The organism is Paenibacillus terrigena DSM 21567 (assembly GCF_000374845.1).
Classification (GTDB): domain Bacteria; phylum Bacillota; class Bacilli; order Paenibacillales; family Paenibacillaceae; genus Paenibacillus_K; species Paenibacillus_K terrigena.
Genome location: NZ_KB895412.1, coordinates 678,012 through 698,957, shown reverse-complemented (window position 1 = coordinate 698,957; position 20,946 = coordinate 678,012). Strand labels below are relative to the sequence as shown.

17 protein-coding genes and 1 pseudogene are annotated in these 20,946 nt (G+C 44.5%); all 18 read right to left on the bottom strand.

Translation table 11 applies throughout. From position 1 onward, the window contains the following. Positions 1-59: 59 nt before the first annotated feature. A complete protein-coding gene (locus C558_RS0103180) occupies positions 60-764 on the bottom strand; it encodes a PIG-L deacetylase family protein (protein WP_018754779.1) in 705 nt (234 codons plus the stop codon). A gap of 221 nt (positions 765-985) precedes the next feature. Beyond that, on the bottom strand, positions 986-2,401 hold the full coding sequence (argH, locus tag C558_RS0103175; protein ID WP_018754778.1) for an argininosuccinate lyase: 1,416 nt from the start codon (positions 2,399-2,401) through the stop codon (positions 986-988). Positions 2,402-2,635: 234 nt separating this feature from the next. Next, positions 2,636-3,874 (bottom strand): argininosuccinate synthase, encoded by a 1,239-nt coding sequence (locus tag C558_RS0103170; protein WP_018754777.1) that lies wholly within the window; start codon positions 3,872-3,874, stop codon positions 2,636-2,638. Positions 3,875-3,904: 30 nt separating this feature from the next. Further along, a complete protein-coding gene (argF, locus tag C558_RS0103165) occupies positions 3,905-4,855 on the bottom strand; it encodes an ornithine carbamoyltransferase (protein WP_018754776.1) in 951 nt (316 codons plus the stop codon). Between the two features lie 23 nt (positions 4,856-4,878). After that, positions 4,879-6,090 (bottom strand): acetylornithine transaminase, encoded by a 1,212-nt coding sequence (locus C558_RS0103160; RefSeq protein WP_018754775.1) that lies wholly within the window; start codon positions 6,088-6,090, stop codon positions 4,879-4,881. A 49-nt stretch (positions 6,091-6,139) separates the two neighbouring features. Next, positions 6,140-6,931: an acetylglutamate kinase gene (argB, locus tag C558_RS0103155; protein WP_026263695.1), complete on the bottom strand. Its 792-nt coding sequence runs from the start codon at positions 6,929-6,931 to the stop codon at positions 6,140-6,142. A gap of 32 nt (positions 6,932-6,963) precedes the next feature. Beyond that, positions 6,964-8,193 (bottom strand): bifunctional glutamate N-acetyltransferase/amino-acid acetyltransferase ArgJ, encoded by a 1,230-nt coding sequence (gene argJ / locus C558_RS0103150; protein WP_018754773.1) that lies wholly within the window; start codon positions 8,191-8,193, stop codon positions 6,964-6,966. A 24-nt stretch (positions 8,194-8,217) separates the two neighbouring features. Further along, entirely contained in the window at positions 8,218-9,267 is a 1,050-nt protein-coding gene (argC, locus tag C558_RS0103145) for an N-acetyl-gamma-glutamyl-phosphate reductase (protein WP_018754772.1), read from the bottom strand. A gap of 229 nt (positions 9,268-9,496) precedes the next feature. After that, positions 9,497-10,387, bottom strand: coding sequence for a YitT family protein (locus C558_RS0103140; protein ID WP_018754771.1), 891 nt, complete (start codon positions 10,385-10,387; stop codon positions 9,497-9,499). An 87-nt stretch (positions 10,388-10,474) separates the two neighbouring features. Next, positions 10,475-11,582, bottom strand: a protein-coding gene (gene prfB, locus C558_RS0103135; protein WP_156825966.1) for a peptide chain release factor 2 whose coding sequence is annotated in 2 segments (ribosomal slippage) — positions 10,475-11,509 and positions 11,511-11,582 — 1,107 coding nt in all. Because the reading frame shifts where the segments join, the coding sequence is not laid out codon by codon here. A 45-nt stretch (positions 11,583-11,627) separates the two neighbouring features. After that, positions 11,628-14,135 (bottom strand): preprotein translocase subunit SecA, encoded by a 2,508-nt coding sequence (gene secA, locus C558_RS0103130; RefSeq protein ID WP_018754769.1) that lies wholly within the window; start codon positions 14,133-14,135, stop codon positions 11,628-11,630. 286 nt (positions 14,136-14,421) lie between these two features. After that, positions 14,422-14,970, bottom strand: coding sequence for a ribosome hibernation-promoting factor, HPF/YfiA family (gene hpf, locus C558_RS0103125; RefSeq protein ID WP_018754768.1), 549 nt, complete (start codon positions 14,968-14,970; stop codon positions 14,422-14,424). Positions 14,971-15,220: 250 nt separating this feature from the next. Then, on the bottom strand, positions 15,221-15,418 hold the full coding sequence (locus C558_RS0103120) for a cold shock domain-containing protein (RefSeq protein ID WP_018754767.1): 198 nt from the start codon (positions 15,416-15,418) through the stop codon (positions 15,221-15,223). Positions 15,419-15,612: 194 nt separating this feature from the next. After that, positions 15,613-16,020: a glycerol-3-phosphate cytidylyltransferase gene (gene tagD, locus C558_RS0103115; RefSeq protein WP_018754766.1), complete on the bottom strand. Its 408-nt coding sequence runs from the start codon at positions 16,018-16,020 to the stop codon at positions 15,613-15,615. Between the two features lie 27 nt (positions 16,021-16,047). After that, a pseudogene (locus tag C558_RS34580) lies at positions 16,048-16,269 on the bottom strand (glycosyl transferase); the annotation flags it as partial. After that, complete coding sequence (locus tag C558_RS0103110; protein WP_018754764.1) at positions 16,202-16,648, bottom strand: asparagine synthetase B family protein; 447 nt, start codon at positions 16,646-16,648, stop codon at positions 16,202-16,204. The pseudogene C558_RS34580 and the gene C558_RS0103110, both read right to left, overlap by 68 nt. Before the next feature lie 46 nt (positions 16,649-16,694). Further along, positions 16,695-18,794, bottom strand: coding sequence for a glycosyltransferase (locus tag C558_RS32345; RefSeq protein WP_018754763.1), 2,100 nt, complete (start codon positions 18,792-18,794; stop codon positions 16,695-16,697). Beyond that, positions 18,788-20,890: a glycosyltransferase gene (locus C558_RS32340; RefSeq protein WP_018754762.1), complete on the bottom strand. Its 2,103-nt coding sequence runs from the start codon at positions 20,888-20,890 to the stop codon at positions 18,788-18,790. The genes C558_RS32345 and C558_RS32340 overlap by 7 nt, the downstream gene beginning before the upstream one ends. Between the last annotated feature and the right edge of the window lie 56 nt (positions 20,891-20,946).

The following is a 20,946-nucleotide window of genomic DNA, read 5'->3' as shown; positions in this document are numbered from 1 at the left end:
AAATAGACGGTTTAGAACAAAAAAGAAGACAGCCTTCGCTGTCTCCTCATCACCGATAATTAGATTAAATCGTCATAAATCGTTGCTTCGTGCTTCTTCGGCCAATGCGTCCCTCTTTCCCAAGCGAGAACAAAAGGCTCTCCACGCGTAAGCTCATTCTCAGGAATTTGCTCTAGATTACCGAATACCCGCTCAATCGAAAAGATCTGCGATTGGTGCGCCCGTAACGCTTCCGCTTTCATGGGCCAATGCGGTTCCACCGAAATCTGTAGTGTGACGCCATCTGCAGTTCCACGCATCGTAAATGGAGCATTGTAATATAGCTTCTGAACACTCGGGCAGCGTCCACTAAAAATCGCTTCATTCGTCGCATGATGAATCGCGACATGATCCAAATGACCGCTTATCCCATCTTCAGGGAATGTCACTACAACCGCCAACTGATGCGTATGGATAAAATGGACGATATGCTCCACAAGCTCTTCTCTCGGAACATCCTTTAGCTTACCGTCTGGGTAGCCCAAATGCTGAATCACCGTAAGCCCCATAATATCACCGGCTGCGCGAAGCTCTTGTTCACGCAATACTGCAAGCTCTTCACGCGTCATTTCCCCTAATCGGCCGGTCTTCCCCGCATCGCCACGCGTGGCGCAGAGCAGTACGGGTTCGCCACCTTGATCGGCAAGCTCCCGTATGAGGCAAGCACACCCGAATGTCTCATCATCGGGGTGCGCATAGATAAATCCTACTTTAGGCGTTGTCATCCGACGATTCACCCTCCCTGTATCTCTAGATATTTCATTATTGACGATAGATCCATTATACCTCTTCAATCACACTGACAACAAAACTTCTCTAGGAGAGAGGCTTCAATTTCTGGAACCAATCAAGGGAACTCCATAAAATAGGGGTTCCCTTGTTTCATTGCTCGAAATAGTGCTGACAAAAAAACCGAAGGCTCCCGCCTCCGGTCCTATCGATCGTTCTATTTGCATTTCTTCGAATATTCGTCAACCCAAGCAACCGTCTGCTCTAACGCCTGCTCGGCACGCGTGATCGCAGCTTCCACTTGAACCGTTGCCGTACCGCCGTATACATTACGGGCATTCACCACTTGCTGCGGCTGCAATACCTCGTAAATTCGATCATCGAACAAGTCTGAAAATTGCTTAAACTCATCCAAAGACAAGTCGAGGAGATATTTGTTGTTCTGGATACAGTACAACACTGTCTTTCCAATGACTTCATGGGCTTGACGGAATGGAAGTCCCTTGTTCACGAGGAAGTCCGCAATGTCCGTCGCGTTCGAGAAGTCTTGATTCACGGCTTGGCGCATCCGCTCTTTGTTGACCTTCATGGTCTCCACCATCGGCGCGAACAATTGCAAGGCACCTTGCATCGTACGAATTGTATCGAACATACCTTCTTTGTCTTCTTGCATATCTTTGTTGTACGCAAGCGGCAACGATTTAAGGACCGTTAATAGGCCGAAAAGATTACCGTAGACACGTCCTGTTTTACCGCGAACCAGCTCAGCAACGTCTGGATTCTTCTTCTGCGGCATAATGCTGCTGCCTGTGCAGAATGCATCATCCAGCTCAACAAAGTGGAACTCGGTACTCGACCAGAGGACTAGCTCTTCGCAGAAGCGCGACAAGTGCATCATCACCATCGCAGCGTTGCTTAGGAATTCGATGATAAAATCGCGGTCACTTACAGCATCTAGGCTATTCTCGTAGACACGATCGAAGTTCAACTGCTGGGCCACGAAATGACGGTCAATCGCGAATGTCGTACCCGCCAGTGCACCTGCACCTAATGGAAGTACATTGATGCGCTTATAGCTGTCTTGGAGACGCTCAATGTCGCGCTCGAACATCGAGACATACGCCATCAAATGATGTGCGAACAGAATCGGCTGCGCCCGCTGTAAATGCGTATAGCCTGGCACAATCGTATCGAGATTGGCTTTGGCCTGCGTCAATAGCGCTTCTTGCAATTTACCCAATAGCCCGACAAACTCGACGACCCGCTTCCGTAAATACAAGTGCATGTCCGTCGCCACTTGGTCATTCCGGCTGCGTCCGGTATGCAGCTTCCCACCGACCGGTCCGATCTCATCGATCAGGGTCTTCTCGATGTTCATATGGATATCTTCGTCGGAGACGGAGAATTCAATCTCGCCACGGCGAATCAAGCCTTGTACTTTAAGCAAGCCTTCGCGGATTTTCTCCACATCTTCCTCTGGCAAAATGCCGCATTTGCCGAGCATCGCTACATGCGCCAGACTGCCTTGGATGTCTTCCTCTGCCAGTTCTTTGTCGAACATAATGGAGGCTGTATATTCTTCTACCAACTGATCGGTCTGCTTCGTGAAGCGGCCGCCCCATAGTTTACTCATGATAAGAATCCCCTTCCGTTCGCGAAGGGGTGTGGAGTTGAAATCTATAAATCCTATGGACCTCTACCGCAGCACTTTCTCTTTCCGTCGCTGTTGAAATCTGAAAATTTTGATTGGACTGTTAGAGGACATTTTCAGATTTCAAAGGCGAGCGTTTCACTCTCCAAGAGCCAGTGCTACTTACGAGGTTAATAGGATATAGATAAACACTCCACCCCCATCGCTCTCTCCATCTTAGCGCTTCGCGCTTTGCTCCACGCCGGAGCCTACTTTCAGACGCAACGCGTTCAGACGGATAAAACCTGTCGCATCTGCTTGATCATACGCTTGTGTTGGATCTGCTTCCATCGTCGCGATATCCGGGTTGTACAAGCTCACAGGGCTCTTTACACCTGCGCCGATTACGTTGCCTTTGTACAGCTTCAGACGAACGGTACCCGATACGTTACGTTGGCTCTCCGTTACTAATGCTTGCAATGCGAGACGCTCTGGTGCGAACCAGAAGCCGTTATATACGAGTGTTGCATACTTGGAGATCAAGGAGTCTCTCAAATGCATCACATCACGGTCCATCGTTAAGGATTCCATTTTGCGATGTGCTGTGAACAAGATTGTGCCGCCTGGTGTCTCATACACGCCACGGCTCTTCATGCCGACGAAACGGTTCTCGACCATATCCACGCGTCCGATGCCGTGCTTGCCGCCGATTTCGTTCAACTGCTCCATCACTTGCAATGGGCTAAGCTTCTTACCATTGATCGCAACGCAATCGCCTTGCTCGAACTCCAGCTCAATGTATTCAGCTTGATCCGGTGCATCCTCAGGGGACACACTGAGAACGTACATATCTTTGTTCTCTTCAGCGCTTGGATCGAACCAAGGATCCTCCAGCATGCCGCTCTCGAAGCTGATATGCAGCAAGTTGCGGTCTGTGGAGTAAGGTTTCGCTGCCGACGCTTGAACCGGAATGCCGTGCTTCTCCGCGTATGCGATCATTTCTGCACGACCTGGGAATTGATTACGGAACTCTTCAGAACGCCATGGCGCGATTACTTTGATCTCAGGCGCGAGTGCCGCCGCTGCCAATTCGAAACGCACTTGGTCATTCCCTTTACCTGTCGCACCGTGTGCGATGGCCGTTGCACCTTCAGCGCGAGCGATCTCAACCATGCGCTTCGCGATCAATGGACGTGCGATGCTCGTGCCGAGCAAGTATTGACCTTCATATAACGCACCCGATTGGAACATCGGATAGATGAAGTCTTTGGCGAACTCTTCCGTCAAATCATCAATGTACACTTTGGAAGCACCTGTCGCTAGCGCTTTTGCTTCGAGTCCATCGAGTTCATCCTTTTGCCCGATATCAGCTGTGAAAGCGATGATCTCCGCGTCGTACGTTTCTTTTAACCATTTCAAAATAACGGATGTATCCAGACCGCCCGAATAGGCCAGTACGATTTTTTCTTTTGCCATTGTCCATTCTCCCCCATGATTACAAAATTTCTATAGGATCGCCGCCATAACCGCTTTCTGGGCATGCAGCCGATTTTCTGCTTGATCAAAAATAATCGAGTTCTCGCCGTCAATGACACCCGCACTTACTTCTTCCCCGCGGTGTGCTGGCAAGCAATGCATGAAGAGATAGTCAGGCTTCGCATGCTTCGCAAGCTCTTCATTCACTTGGAAGTCCTTGAACGCAGCTTCGCGCTCTTGCTGCTCCGACTCAAAGCCCATGCTCGCCCATACATCCGTATAGATGACGTCTGCATCTTGGACCGCTTCCTTCGGATCGCGTGTAATCACAATTTTGGAGCCTGTGCTCGCTGCGATATCCTTCGCTTGGCTAATAATCATCTCATCCATGTCATAGCCTTCAGGCGATGCAATGGAGATGTGAAGTCCAAGCTTCGCTGCGCCGATCATTAAGGAATGCACCATATTGTTGCCGTCGCCAACATAAGCCATTTTTAGACCCGCAAGCTTGCCCTTGTGCTCCAGAATTGTCTGGTAATCCGCTAACGCCTGGCAAGGATGCGATAAATCCGTTAAAGCATTAATCACCGGAACGGTCGCATAACGCGCCAGATCAATAATCGTGCGGTGTGCGAACGTACGGATCATGATGCCGTCCAAATAACGAGACAATGTCTTCGCTGTATCGTGAATCGTCTCGCCGCGGCCCATTTGAATATCGTTTTTGCTCAGGAACAATGCTTGCCCGCCAAGCTGATACATCCCAACTTCGAACGAAACACGTGTCCGCGTGGATGACTTCTCGAAAATCATCCCGAGCGTTTTACCTTTTAGCGGTTGATATACTTCACCGTTCTTCTGCTTCTTCTTCAGTTCGATTGCTAGATCAATCAGATAACGAATCTCTTCGGAAGAAAAATCGCCTAGGCCGAGAAAATCCCGGCCTTTCAAGTTAATGCCAAGTTCTTGTGTTGTGCTCATATCTATCACTCCTGCACCAATTTCTATTGTTTCACCGCAGCCTTTGCGGTTAATAGTTCATTTAGAATGCCAACGGCTGTATCGATTTCTTCACGCGTGACGAGGAGATTCGGCAATAACCGAACGACATTCGGCCCTGCAGATACGGTAAGTAGCCCCTTCTGCTGCGCTTCTGTGATAATAGCTGCTGCTGGCTCAATACATTCAATGCCGATTATCAGACCTTTTCCGCGAATGCCGCTCACATACGTATTCCCTTCGAGCTTCTCCTGCAATTGCTGCATTAGGTAGTCGCCCATCTCTGCAGCACGTTCCGGCAAGCTTTCATTTACGATCGTCTCGAGCGTTGCAATCACCGCAGCCATCGCAATTGGCGTTCCACCAAAGGTAGAAGCATGACTGCCCGCTGTAAATGCATCACGCAAGTAAGCTTTGCCAAGCATGGCACCAACTGGGAACCCGCTACCGAGCGCCTTCGCTAATGTGAAAATATCCGGTTCAATGCCGTAGTGTTCATAGGCAAATAGTTTGCCCGTACGACCTATTCCCGTCTGAACTTCGTCAATGATGAGCAGCAGGCTATGCTCTTTGCACAGCTTCACAATGTACTGTACAAATGATGGTTCCACAGGAACGATGCCGCCTTCGGCTTGCACCAATTCAAGCATGATCGCACAAGTATGCTCGCCAATCGCAGCTTCGAGCGCCTCTTCATCATGCATCGGCACATGCTTGAAGCCTTCAGGCAACGGCAAGTAGCCTTCCTTCACTTTATCCTGTCCTGTCGCCGTTAAGGTCGCAAGCGTCCGTCCATGGAAGGATTGCGTGAACGTAATTACTTCATACCGTCCATTCCCGAGCACCTTCTGATGATAACGACGTGCAAGCTTAATCGCTGCCTCATTCGCTTCCGCACCGGAGTTGCAGAAGAATACTGCATCCGCACAGCTATTCGCAGTAAGCAGCTGCGCTGCTTTTTCCTGATTCGGGATCTGGTAGATATTCGACACATGCCACAATTCGTCTAACTGGGCAACCAGCTTCTCCTTCACTTGCTTCGGTGCATGCCCTAGACCGTTGACAGCAATACCGCTCGTGAAATCAAGATATTTGCGACCTTCCTGGTCCCAAACATAGCTCCCTTCTCCCTTGACCAAGGAAATCGGATATCTTGCATAGGTTGGAAATAGAGAGCTCTGTACCTGACCTTGACCTTGTTCCTGCGTTCCACTCATCGTGAATTCCTCCTCTCAAATCGCCTTGCCTATTCCTAGCATCATCTATTTATGCGGTCACAATTCGCGTTCCAATCGCTTCACCGTGCAATGTTCGGCTTAGTACGTTCGGCTCTGTGCCATTCACAATAACAACTTCCTTCACATCGCCTTGGATACATTGCATCGCAGCGCGGACTTTCGGAATCATTCCGCCATATATTTCACCGGTTGTAATCATCTCTTCAATCTCAGCTACCGTAATCTTCGGCAGGACCTCGAGTTCACCATTGATTTTCTTCATAATCCCAGGGACGTCCGTCACGACGATCATCTGTGCCACACCAAGATGTGAAGCGACAGCCCCAGCAGCCGTATCGGCATTGATATTGAAGCGCTGCGTACCATCTGCCGAAATCCCGATCGGAGCGATTACCGGCATATAGCCCATACCAATAATGCCTTCGATGATTTCTGCTCGGATACCAACGACATCCCCTACGAACCCAACCTCAGCCGCATTCGATACGGGCACCGTCTGCATCAGGCCGCCATCCACACCGGAGAGCCCTAACGCTTTCGCGCCGCTCTTTCCGATTTTGCGAACAATTTCTTTATTAATCTGCCCTGCAAGCACCATCTCGACGACATCCAGCACCGCATCATTCGTCTTGCGCAGTCCGCCTACGAATTCCGTCTCAATTCCGAGCTTCGTCAGTGTCTCTGATATCGCCGGACCGCCGCCATGCACAATGACCGGAATCATGCCGTCCGCCTGCAGCCTGCGTAAGTCCTCAAAGAATGCATCCGGCAACGCAGCCAGTGTGCTGCCTCCGCATTTCATAACAAATCGTGTATTCATCTGTTTCGTCATCGCTCTTCTGTCCTCCGTGCCTACGTCCGATATGCCGCATTAATGCGAACATAATCATACGTTAAATCACAGCCCCATGCTGTCGCGACACCTTCGCCGTTGTTAAGTGCAACATGGATCGTTACCGTGCTGCCTTTCAAATATTCAAGCGCGATATCCTCATCGAAAGGAACCGGTCTTGATTGCGTTAGTACCGTAATGTCGCCGAGGCGAATATCAACGGTCTCTGGATTGACAGGTTCGCCTGCACGGCCCACTGCCGCTATAATGCGTCCCCAGTTCGCATCTGCACCGAATACCGCCGATTTCACCAAGCTCGAACCAATGACGGTCTTCGCAATCGCCCGTGCGGATTGATCCGATACAGCGCCGCTCACGTTCACCTCAACCAGCTTCGTCGCTCCTTCGCCATCTCTCGCAATCGCTTGAGCCAAGTGTTCGCACACATGGCGGAACGCTGCCGCATAAGCTTCCCAATCCGGGTGATTCTGCTGAAGTGTCTCATTACACGCAAGACCGCTTGCCATTGCCACGAGCATATCATTCGTACTTGTATCGCCATCTACTGTAATCATATTGAATGTGACATCCGTCGTCTGACCGAGCAGCTGCTGCAATGCAGCCTGATCAATCACCGCGTCTGTCGTCATAAAAGCCAGCATCGTCGCCATATTCGGATGAATCATGCCTGAACCTTTGGCTGCACCGGCAATATGGACGGTCTGTCCGCCAACTTGCACGGCAACGCAGATTTCTTTTTTCACCAGATCCGTTGTAAGAATCGCTTGGCTGAAATCTTCCGCACCCTTCGCATCACTGGATAGACGCACTGGTAGTTGTGCAATCCCCGCACTCACACGGTCCATCTTAAGCAATTCGCCAATAACGCCAGTCGAAGCAACCGCGACATAATGGTTCGGAACGCCGAGCTGTTCAGCAATTTCATTACGCATTTGATATGCATCCTGCTCGCCCTGCTGCCCTGTGCACGCATTCGCGTTCCCGCTGTTCACGATAACGGCTTGCAGCTTGCCTTCTAACGCAATACTCTCACGCGTTACCTTGAGCGGTGCCGCTTGGAATACGTTCGTCGTATAGACCGCCGCTGCCGTCGCTGGCACCTCACAGAGGATAGCCCCTAGATCATTCCGTTCCGTCTTCTTCAATCCGCAATGCAGGCCCCCTGCTCTGAATCCCTTCGGGATGGTAACCGAACCATGCTCCACCACCGTAAAATGCTGTACGCCCATGTCTCTTCTCCCCATTCCTTCTACTTATGGATAGACAGGCGTGAGGGAAAGTCCTAACGTCTCATCCCAGCCCATCATGATGTTTAAATTCTGTATTGCTTGCCCTGCAGCGCCTTTGACAATGTTATCAATGACCGAAATGATCGTCACGCGTCCCGTACGCTCATCGACGGAGAAGCCGATATCGCAATAATTAGAGCCGTAAACTTCCTTCGTCGCCGGCCATACGCCTGCTTCACGAACACGGACAAACCGTCGTCCTTCGTAATACTGCCTATACAACTCGACCAGTTCCGCTTCGGTATGCGTTCCGTTCAATGTGGCATACATCGTCGACATAATGCCGCGCGTCATCGGTACCATATGCGTCGTGAACGTCACGGTCACAGGTTCCCCAGCCAGCACACTCAATACCTGCTCAATTTCTGGTGTATGTTGATGTTTGTTCACTTTGTACGCTTTGAAGTTCTCATTAATCTCTGCGTAGTGCGCCATTAGGCTTATTCCTCGTCCTGCACCCGATACGCCCGATTTGGCATCAATAATGATGCTCTTCGGATCGATCCACCCTGCCGCTACAGCAGGGATCAAACCAAGCAACGTTGCTGTTGGATAGCACCCTGGATTCGATACGAAATCAATACCCTCGACCTGATCTCCGAACACTTCGCTGAGCCCATAGACGGCTTGCGCCAACAACGCTTCATCCGCTGGCGCGTGTTTATACCATTTCTCGTAGACTGCGCCATCTTTTAACCGGAAATCACCCGATAAATCAATGACCTTCAGACCAGCTTCAAGTAATTGCGGTACAAGCTTCGCACTCACCCCATGCGGCGTCGCTGTGAATACAACATCGGCTTTGTCCGCAATAAGCGGGATATCCACCGCATCCAGTGAATCTGTAATAATCTCTGTCAAATGTGGAAAGCCGTCCGATAGGCGCTCTCCGCTGCTAGATGATGAAATAACAGATGTAATCTGTACCTTCGGATGTCCGATCAAGAAACGGATCAGCTCTACGCCGCCATACCCCGTCGAACCGACTATCGCTGCGCGTAATGTTGTATTCATGGTTCATTCCTCCCCGATATACTACTATATGTCATGTGCAATATTTTCCATTATACATCTCGTAGACTTGCTTGGAAATGCTATCCGAATTTGAAATTACGTATCATTATACACCTCTATTTATATTTATACAACGGTTATTTTCGATAGCTTCGACCAACACAAAAAAGCCGCAAAACCCAATCGTGGCAAGGCACGAACAGATTTTACGACTCTGATAAAATATGAATTATGTATGAAGTTTGAACCCTTCACCTAAGACTTCCTTCGTATCACTAATAATAACGAATGCGGATGGATCGACCATCTTCACTAGCACTTTCAGCTTACTCACTTCCGTCTGCGATAGAACGACCATTAAGATCTTGCGCTCTTCCCCCGTGAAGCCGCCTCGCCCGTCCAGCTCGGTTAATCCGCGGTCCAAATCATTTAGAATCGCTTGCTGCAGCTTCTCTGCCTCATTGGAGATGATAAAGGCAACCTTGGAGACGTTGAACCCGGTCTGGATGGCGTCGATCGTCTTACTCGTTACGAATAGACCAATTAGTGCATAGAGCGCCTTCTCTGGCGATAAGAAGATTCCAGCGCTTAAAATAACAATGCCGTCCAACATTGGTACAGCGAGGTGGTAACTTAGCCCTGTAAACCGGTTGATCAACTGCGCGACCAAATCCAAGCCACCCGTTGACCCTCTCGCTCGATATACGAGCCCTAGACCAAGTCCGATTCCGAGTCCCCCATAGATGGATGCGAGCAGTGGATTATCCGTAGGCGTTGGCCAATCTTTCGTTAAGAGGATGAATAATGGAAGGATGAACGTCCCGACGAGCACCTTGAGACCAAAATTTTTGCCTACAAGCATGACGCCAATAATAAATAACGGGATATTAATGATCCACTGCGTATAAGCCGGCTGAATTCCTGTAAAGTGCTGCACCAGGATGGAGATCCCTGATACCCCGCCAGAGGCGATTTGATGCGCCAGCATGAATATGTTAAAACTCACAGCAATACTAAAGCTTCCGATAATGACAAGCGTATATTCAATAATGCCGAGTAATACCGGATGCAACGGCTTTACAATCCGTTCGTTCCTTTTGTCTACTTTCCTCACATTCATGCTGTTCGCTCCTATTTCGTATTCCTTCATTACTCGAGCGCAAAAAATTCCCACACTATACAGAAGTGTAGGAATTTCTGGCTATCTTTATTCGTGCCGAATCTGACTGCGCAAGTATCCATCAATAAAGGCATCCAGATCGCCGTCCATCACTGCGCCGACATTACCTGTCTCCACAGATGTGCGATGATCCTTCACCATGCTGTAAGGATGGAATACATAGGAACGAATCTGGCTTCCCCAAGCGATATCCGACTGTTCTCCACGAATTTCATCAAGCTGCTTCCGTTGCTCCTCGATCTTACGCTCATATAACTTGGAACGAAGTACGGTCATTGCCCGCTCACGGTTCTTAATCTGTGAACGCTCGGTCTGACACGTTACGACGACGCCTGTCGGGATATGCGTAATCCGAACAGCGGAATCCGTCGTATTAATGTGCTGACCGCCCGCACCACTCGCACGGTACGTATCGATCTTCAAATCCTCTGTCCGAATATCAACTACGACATCATCTGAAATCTCTGGCACAACATCGCAGGATACGAAAGAGGTGTGACGGCGACCCGATGCATCGAATGGTGAGATCCGTACGAGACGGTGTACGCCCTTCTCTGCTTTGAGGTAGCCGTATGCGTTGAAGCCCTTGATCAAGAGCGTTACGCTCTTGATCCCTGCCTCATCACCCGGAAGATAATCGAGCACTTCGACTTTGAAGTTCCGCTTCTCGGCCCAGCGAGTATACATCCGCAGCAGCATTTGGCCCCAATCTTGGGACTCTGTACCACCCGCTCCCGGATGCAGCTCAAGAATCGCGTTGAACTTATCATACGGCTGGTTCAGCAGCAGCTGAAGCTCGAAATTCTCCAGCTTACTCATCAGCCCTGCCACATTAACATATAGCTCTTTCGCCAAATCTTCATCCTGCTCTTCTGCCGCAAGCTCGAGCATCATCGTCGTATCTTCATACTCTTGATTCAATGATTGATATTGATCGACGGCCGATTTGACCACATTGAGCTCAGCAATAATGCCTTGAGCACGCTCATTGTCGTCCCAGAAATCGGGTGCAGCCATCTTAACCTCGAAATTTTCAATCATCTCTTGCTTCATATCTAAGTCAAAGAGACCCCCTAAGGTCAGATAATCTCTTTGCAATTTCGCGTAAATCCTGTTTCACGCTTGGTTCGATCATTCCATCCACCTCATCTGGCTTCACATTCGTCGTTAGACGGGAAGATTACTTCCCGTGGCATTGCTTATATTTCTTACCGCTACCGCATGGGCATGGATCGTTGCGTCCGATTTGCGGCTCGTTATGCACTGGTTGCTTCGTCGCAGGTTCGCTGCTGCTGTTCGTCGAAATTTGGCTCTCTTCCACGACAGCCTGACGCTCTTGGTTGCGTTCTACTTGTGCTTTCATGATATACGTCGCCACATCCTGCTGGATTTGGCTAATCATCTCATGGAACATTTCGAAGCCTTCAAATTGGTACTCGCGAAGCGGATCCGTACCACCATATGCACGCAAGTGAATCCCTTGACGCAGATGATCCATCGCATCAATGTGATCCATCCATTTGCTATCCACGGCGCGAAGCACGATAACCTTCTCGAACTCACGCATCATTTCTTCGCCCATGATTTCCTCACGTGCTGTATAGCGCTCTACAACAAGACCCATGATGAATTCCACGATCTCTTCTTTTTCCTTGCCCCAAATGTCGTCTTTCGAAATTTGGTCGGCTTCGAGGAGCGTGTTGTTCGCCCATTCTACAACTTCATCCAGTTCCCAGTTCTCTGGAATATCTTCCGAACAGTGTGCTTCGACAATACGTTCGATGGTCGGCTTGATCATATCGAGCACAATTTCACGAATATTATCGGAGAACAGAATCTCGCGGCGCTGCTTGTAAATAATCTCACGCTGCTGGTTCATCACATCATCATACTGAAGGACAATTTTACGAACGTCGAAGTTGCTGCCTTCAACACGTTTCTGAGCGGACTCAACCGCACGTGTAATAAGACGGCTCTCAATCGGTGATTCCTCATCGAATCCCAGACGATCCATCATACCAGAGATGTTCTCTGCACCAAAACGTCTCATGAGCTCATCTTCCATCGACAAGTAGAATTGCGAGGAACCTGGGTCCCCTTGACGTCCCGCACGACCCCGGAGTTGGTTATCGATCCGACGGCTCTCATGGCGCTCTGTACCAATAATATGCAGACCTCCAAAATCGGAGACACCTTCACCTAATAAAATATCCGTACCACGGCCTGCCATATTCGTCGCAATCGTAACGGAGTTCGCAATCCCTGCATCCGAGATGATCTCCGCCTCTTCCGCATGGTATTTCGCATTCAAGACTTTATGCTGTACACCTTTGCGCTTCAGCATTTCTGAGAGAAGCTCAGAGTTCTCGATCGAAATGGTACCGACAAGCACCGGTTGCTTATTCTTATGACGTTCCACGATTTCATCGACAACCGCTTTAAATTTACCCATTTCCGTCTTATAGACGACATCCGGCATATCTTTACGTACATTCGGACGGTTCGTCGGAATTTGAATAACTTCAAGACCATAAATCTTCTTGAATTCTTCTTCCTCCGTCTTCGCCGTACCCGTCATCCCCGCCAATTTGCGATACATCCGGAAGTAGTTCTGGAATGTAATCGTCGCAAGCGTCATGCTCTCGTTCTGAACATCGAGATCTTCCTTCGCTTCAATCGCTTGGTGAAGACCATCGCTGTAACGACGTCCTTGCATGATCCGGCCCGTAAATTCATCGACGATCAAGACTTCGCCATCTTGAACGACGTAGTCAACGTCACGACGCATGATCACGTTCGCTTTTAACGCTTGTAACACGTGATGATTTAATGTCACATGGCTTTGATCGAACAAGTTCTCGACGCCAAACGCTTTCTCTGCCTTCCCAACACCGACATCCGTCAACGCAACGGATTTCACTTTAATATCAACCGTGTAATCCTCTTCTGCCGTTAAACGACGAACAAATCGATCCGCAGCAAAATACAGCTCCGTCGATTTCGCGGCTTGTCCTGAGATAATGAGCGGTGTTCTCGCCTCATCGACGAGGATGGAGTCCACTTCGTCAATAATACAGAAGTATAATGGGCGTTGAACCATTTGCTCGCTATAGAGCACCATGTTGTCCCGCAAGTAGTCAAATCCGAACTCATTGTTCGTTCCGTACGTAATATCGCAAGCATAGGCAGCTTGCTTATCTTCATGACTCAACCCGTTCAGGTTAACCCCAACCGTCAAGCCAAGGAATTCATAAATTTGAGCCATCAATGCACTATCCCGCTGTGCGAGGTAATCATTGACGGTGATGACGTGTACGCCTTTACCGAGCAATGCATTCAGGTAGACTGGCAAAGTACCTACGAGCGTCTTCCCTTCCCCTGTCTTCATCTCTGCGATCTTGCCTTCGTGAAGGACCATACCGCCGAGCAACTGTACATCAAAGTGGCGCATACTGAGCGTCCGAATCGAAGCTTCACGCACCACGCAAAAAGCTTCTGGCAATATGTCATCTAGCGTTTCGCCTTTTTCAAGACGCGCTTTAAATTCCTCCGTTTTCGCTCTCAACTCTTCATCCGAAAGCGCCTTGTACGTCGGTTCCATTTCGTTGATTTGGTCAACCGTCTTCATGAGGCGTTTCACTTCGCGCTCGTTCTGGTCGCCAAATATCTTTTTAACAAGTCCTAGCATGGGTAGACCCCTTTCGTATTTCGTACAAACAGATGGTTTGCAATAAATTGTAACAGTTTGTGGGTATTGTCGCAACAATCGAGTATGGACATTACGTATATACTTACGCGCTAACAGGCCGGATTGTTTCGAAAACTTTCCATCAAAAATATTTCCATTCTGTGTATATCTTAAAATTGTAATTCCTATGGGTCCTAAAGCTAGAAAAAGCTTGACTCCCCGGAAGGAGTCAAGCTTTGTAATTCACTTCAATGTATATTCATTTCAATGTTTGTTGAAACTATGATTAATCCTGCTCGATCAAGCCGTATTTGCCATCATTGCGACGGTACACGACATTCACTTGATTCGTGTCCATATTGGAGAAGACGAAGAAGTTATGTCCCACCATGTTCATTTGCAAGATCGCTTCTTCCACATCCATCGGTTTCAATGTAAAACGCTTCGTACGCACCAGCTCGAGAGTATCCTCTTCATCCTCTAGTGCAACTGCTGTGGAGCCTCCATCAACGATTAGGGACTTCAAGCTGCCCTCTTGACGGAATCTGCGGTTTAATTTAGTTTTGTGTTTACGAATTTGACGCTCTAACTTATCGATCACAGCGTCAATCGAAGCATACATGTCATCTGTCTTATCTTCGGCGCGGAGCATCAAGCCTGGTAGAGGAATCGAAACCTCAATGCTATGTTTGTCCTTGATTACGCTCAATGTAACATGTACCTCAGAGGTAGGCGGCACTTCAAAATACTTTTCCAATCTACTTAGCTTTTTCTCTACATACTCTCTTAAAGCATCTGTCACTTGGATATGTTGGCCTCGAATGCTGTATTTCATAGGGCACTCCTCCTTTGCTTAGCTCTATTATAACACAGCTCTGGGCATACTTCAAAATTCCTTTACAATGAAAGTGGCGTAGTTGTTTCCTTTGATGGGTGCTTGTCAAAGACTGTTCAGAACTATTACAGAAGTGTTGCAAAAGTTCTAGAAGCAACAAAAAACCCTAGAACTTGTCTAGGGCTTTCTCTAGCTAAACTATCGATTTAACCATCGAACCTTATGTAGCTCGGCATCACTGCCGGTATGATTATAATTTAATTACGTTAGCTGCTTGTGGTCCGCGAGCACCTTCAACGATGTCGAACTCAACGGATTGACCTTCTTCTAAAGTTTTGAAGCCTTCAGATTGGATCGCGGAGAAATGTACGAATACGTCCCCACCGTCAGCAGTTTCGATAAAACCATAACCTTTTTCTGCGTTAAACCATTTCACTTTACCTTGCATTCAAATACATTCCCTTCGTCTTCAAATGAAAGTGGAGTACGTCCACAAGGTTGAATATACCACCGTATGGAAGCGGTGTCAATGATTTTGGGAGATATTTTGTAAGGGTTTACATTTGTGCCCAGCTTATTTAGGGCTGTTCTCTTATAGATGCAAAGTAACAGCCCTAAATCATTCGATTAATTATTTAGATTCTACATTTTTATTAACTTTTCTTTATTTAAGATATTTTGCTTAATACTAGATGATGATATTTCTGGAGTTCTTTCTAAGTACAGAACATCACAGTATTCACTCAAATCATCAAACTGCCCTTTCCAATCATCTCCCATTACAAAAATAGATACATTGTTATTAATAACATCTCTTGATTTTTGCTCCCAATTATTTTCTGGAATGATCTCATCAATATATTTAATGGCAGATAATAGATCCACTCTTTCTTGATACGATAGAACTGACTTCTTTCCTTTTAATTTGTTGAATTCATCAGATGATAACCCAACTATTAAGTAATCCCCTAATGCTTTTGCACGTTTCAGTAACTGAATATGACCGTAATGCAATAAATCGAAGGTACCGTAAGTTATTATTTTCTTCATCACTTAAATTCCTTTCAATTCTTTCCCCTTAATCTTATATTCCGTTACTTTCGCCAAATCTTCCATTCTATATAAATGAAGAGCAGGCAAATGTGTATCTACGTACATTTTAAACCCTATAGCAGCAGCTCTAATACAGAAATGTCTATCTTCTCCCCAGAAGGATAGGTTCGGAATTTCTTTAAAAGAAACACCTTTTTCTAATGCATATCTTGAGATAAGAGTGCATGCTCCTAATCCTCCAACTTTTATATGTATCTAAAATCACAAAACTAAACATCCCATTCAACCAGTTTAACATCCGCGATCCAAACTTAATATACATCTCAAGCAAAAGTTCAGTATCGGATTCAGTAACCATATTAATTGAATGTTGTTTCGCTAGCTCTCTAAAATTATAAATCTCACCATTATATACAATAATGTATCTTCTGTCCTTTGAGAAAAATGGCTGATTAGATCGTTCATTTATATCTATTATACTTAACCTATTATGTCCTAGCATATAATCCTCATGTTGATAAAATCCAAGTGGTGCATCAGGTCCCCTATGTACTATTAATTTTAATGCATTCAAAAAGTTTTCTTTCCCTTTATTTCCTGTGCCCGAGAATAAAATACCACACATAAATATTCACTACTTTCTAAAATACAAAATTTTTTTCATACGTTAGTCATTCAATGCATAAGATTCTCTCAACAAAATCCCATACTCTTTTAGAGCTTTCTCCATCATTATATTTATTAATATAATTACATATCTGATTTCTTTCTCTCTCATATCTTTTATTGTCCCGTAATCCATCTAAAATCGAATATTCTAAGTCATCTTGTGAAAATACTTTGTCACCAGGTGTCCACTCTTCATAGGGCTCCATTAAAAACCCTCGTCGATCAGTATATTCTTCAATATCAGTTGGAACAAAAATAATAGGTCTGTTTAATAATAAGTAATCAAAATACAATGATGAATAGTCTGTAATTAACACATCTACACAGTTCATAAACTCGTAAAAATCAATTCCGTTGTTATTGAGTATTTGATCTGTCATTAAAATTGTGTTTTTCATGTTTCGCTCACTTATTTTTTCTTTCAACATTTCTTCTTCAACAGGATGTAGTTTTATTAATAGAATAATATTATGTTCTATTAAAAAATCAGAGAATTGATTTTCATTAAAGTGATTGAATCCAAAAATATTATCTGTTAACCGTTCACCGTCGTTTCGTATATTATCGACAGAAGCTTTTCTAAAGGTAGGAGCATACATTATTATTTTATAACTTGATAAATCTGAATCTAAAATTCTTTCTAAATGTTTTTTTCCACTAGATTCAAACAAATAATCATTTCTTGGGGCACCTGCGATATAATATTGATGCTCATACAATCCTAAGCAACCATTAAATATCGTATTAAACATAGTAGAATAAGAGATTACTGTATCGACTTTCTTCCAATTATTACTTATTAAAAAAGGACTAAAGTGGGGTCTTTTTTCCATATTTCCCAACCCTTTAATTGGAAAACCATGCCATAATTCAATAGCGTATTGCAAATTATTGGCTAATGGATTGCCATGTGCAGTAAATATTACATCATACTCCATATAATTTTGGGGAACTACTTCTTCAGCATAGAAATCAACTTGACATTGCTCTCTAATTCTGTCGGGTAATCTACTGAATAATGCTCTTACATTACATCCGGATGTAGTATGTTTACTCCAAAGTAATAATTTTGGATAACCTGCTTCTTTTTGCAACATTTTTACTCTATTAGCTAATTGGGTATATCCCACCGCTATTAGTTTCCTTAAATAGTAAATTGCTCTTTTAGAATTATGATTCATTTCAAGCACATTAGCTAAAGCTAAGGTTAGTTCGTAATGATTAGGATAAATTATCAAAGATTGTTCCAAGCATAGAACGGCTTCATCAAATCTTCCCATATTATTCATCGAATTAGCCCGATAAATAAAAATCCCAGGAGTCGCTCCAGATGTATCTAATATATTACTTGTTATTTTTACGATAGAATCATATTGATGGTTTGTGTATAAACGCGCTAAAACAGCATCTATTGAATGTATATTCTCAATGTATGATTCCTCAATATCAGTATACTCTTCTAAGTATTTTTTTCTATCATTTTCATAGTTCTTTACACTTACATAACCGCAATCATGAATACACCATGGCTTTTCTTGCCTTATTACTCCGTTTTCATAGCCAACTCTAATAAATTCTATGCACTGAGATACATCATAACAATGCCAGCCATCAAATAGATCTTCTCTCCATGCTACATCATACTGTGTAATTAAAATCAACCCATCTAATGCGATAACTTTTTCGTATTCATTAATAGGAGTTTCAAACTCCAACTTTTCAATCGATCCTGTGTGACTATCAAACACAGATCCCACTTTCTGTGACGAGTCCCACCAAATACCGTTAGAGGGCATCGTCTTAGAACCTACAACCCCTAATAAACCTAAATTAATATTTTTACTAAACACCTCAAGAATATCACTAATAAAATTTTTATTAATAATAAATACGTCTTGATGCAAGTAAACTTTATATTTTGCATCGGTTTTTCGTATAGCCTCGTTATACCCTGATGTCATACTCTTAGCATCAGTAACAGATAGAATCTCAACAGTCATTCCCTCTGGGACATTTAATCCCTGAATATAACAAGTCGACTCTTCATATAACGAAAAATCGTTGACACACGTGATAAAACATACCTTATGTTCGTCTAACAATGGGTCTCCTCCTTAGCACACGCAATCATCTGAAGAATATCATCAGTTTTCTCATCCAATTGCATAAGCAAATGGAAAGCCATTTCAAAATCCCCTATATTAAACATGACTACACCCAAATTAGTCAATGTCACCTGATGCGTTTGATCTATCTCAAAGGCTTTTTCTAATAACGGGATTGTCCATTGGACTAACTGATTTTCATAGCAAAACGCTGCCAGTTTATTGAGTAATATTACCTTTTCAATAATATCGTTATCTATTACTTGGTAAATTTGATCTAATGTTATTGTATTGTTTGTCATAATCTGAATGATCTCTTGCATCGATTCTGTTTCAAGCATATCATTCTCAATCCGACGCAGTAAGAACTTTAATCTATATTTCCCATACGATAAAATCTTCTCTTCCTGTTGAATCTTCTCGATCCAGTTCAAGACATACTGATCTTTATTCTCTATCAAACTTAGCCATTCGAGCGCTAAATTGTTGTTACCAAGTAAATGCATAGCTGATCCCAGGTTCATCAAAGTAGAATGTACATTTGGTTTTAATTCAAATGCATAATTCAAGTAGGGTAATGAATCTTTTACAGTAGCGTATTCAATGATATATGCCGATAAATAATTGAGTATTTCAATGATCTGATCATTATTAGATGACTGGATAATCTCAATTACTTGATCTGAATCATATTCAACAAGCTTCTTGGTATAGTATGGTAAAGACTCTTTTAGTATAAGTGCATTAATCGTCGACTTTATCTCTTCTTCTATACTTTTTTTCGATGCCTTAATAAGATAGCACGACGTTTCTAATAGAATTGAACTTTGTTTACCATGAATCTCTGCAATTTGATCAATGGTCTTCCGCCCAACATTATCCAGCGAGTCTATTATTCCTGTCATTTTCGTCTGTTTAAATCCTATGCGCTTAAAAAGAGGTTCAATCTCTGCCAATTGAATTGTTTTGATCCAATCACGATTAATGTGACCTCGTAATAAATCATGTACTACTGAATAAGATGATACATTGGGTATCGAAACGACCAGTTGTCCATCATTAGTTAAATATTCGGAATATAATATCAAGCCATCCTCTACATTTACCCAGGAAAGTACGTTTTCACTAATTAATATCACATCAAATAGAATTCCATCCAAAGAAAAATCATTTATCTTAGCAATCATTGATGAAACTGATGCAGCAGTTTCATCTAGCTCTATGCCATATAACTCAGCTTTTGGATAGCGATTACGCATCTCCATTAAATTAGTCCCCAGTTTACACCCAACTTCTAATATTCGTATATGTCGATTTGGGTCTAACTGCAACTGATTAATCGCATTCAAGTTTAAATTGGCTAGGAATAACGGTGAAAAACCCCACTTATCTTCAAATTTCTGTTGATTCGTACTGAGTAAAGCATCATATTTATCGGCATTTTCTTTAAAAGATGTACTACCAAAATGATGGATAAATGTATCCTTACAAAGCATCAATCGATATCCTGCTAATCTGATTCTTAGACAGAGATCATCATCCTCATAATTACCCGGTGAAAATCGTTCATCTAAATCTCCAATTATCTCAAGAACTGATTTCTTAATTAAAAGATTATACCCAATTAATCTAGGGCGTTCCTCCCATAATGAGGAGCTAGAGTTGTTGAACTTTTGTGCAAAATCTTGCATTTGTTCAAGATTATCATAATTGACTGCTATATCCTGCAGATTAGAGCAATTATTCGTAACAGTACCCACTGCTCCAATCAATTCGTCACTTGTAAGCGCAATAATCATATTATCAAGCCAATTAGTTGTAACGATGGTGTCGTTATTAAGAAGTAATATAGCATCTCCACTAGACAATTCTATTCCTTGATTACATGCTCTAGGGAAACCCATATTCTCTGTGTTATATACAGTGACAATATCTTCTTGTTCTCTTAGCCAACCCACGGTTCCATCCGTGGAATTATTATCAACAACAATAATCTCGTAATCGAGATGGCTCGTATACTTACGAATGCTTTCAATACAAAGCTGGTTGTATTCCAGTTTATTAAACGTAGCAATGACGATGCTAGTCTTCATAATGATTCCCCCAAATTCATGGTGAAGATAATATAGTAGTTATATCGACATAATTC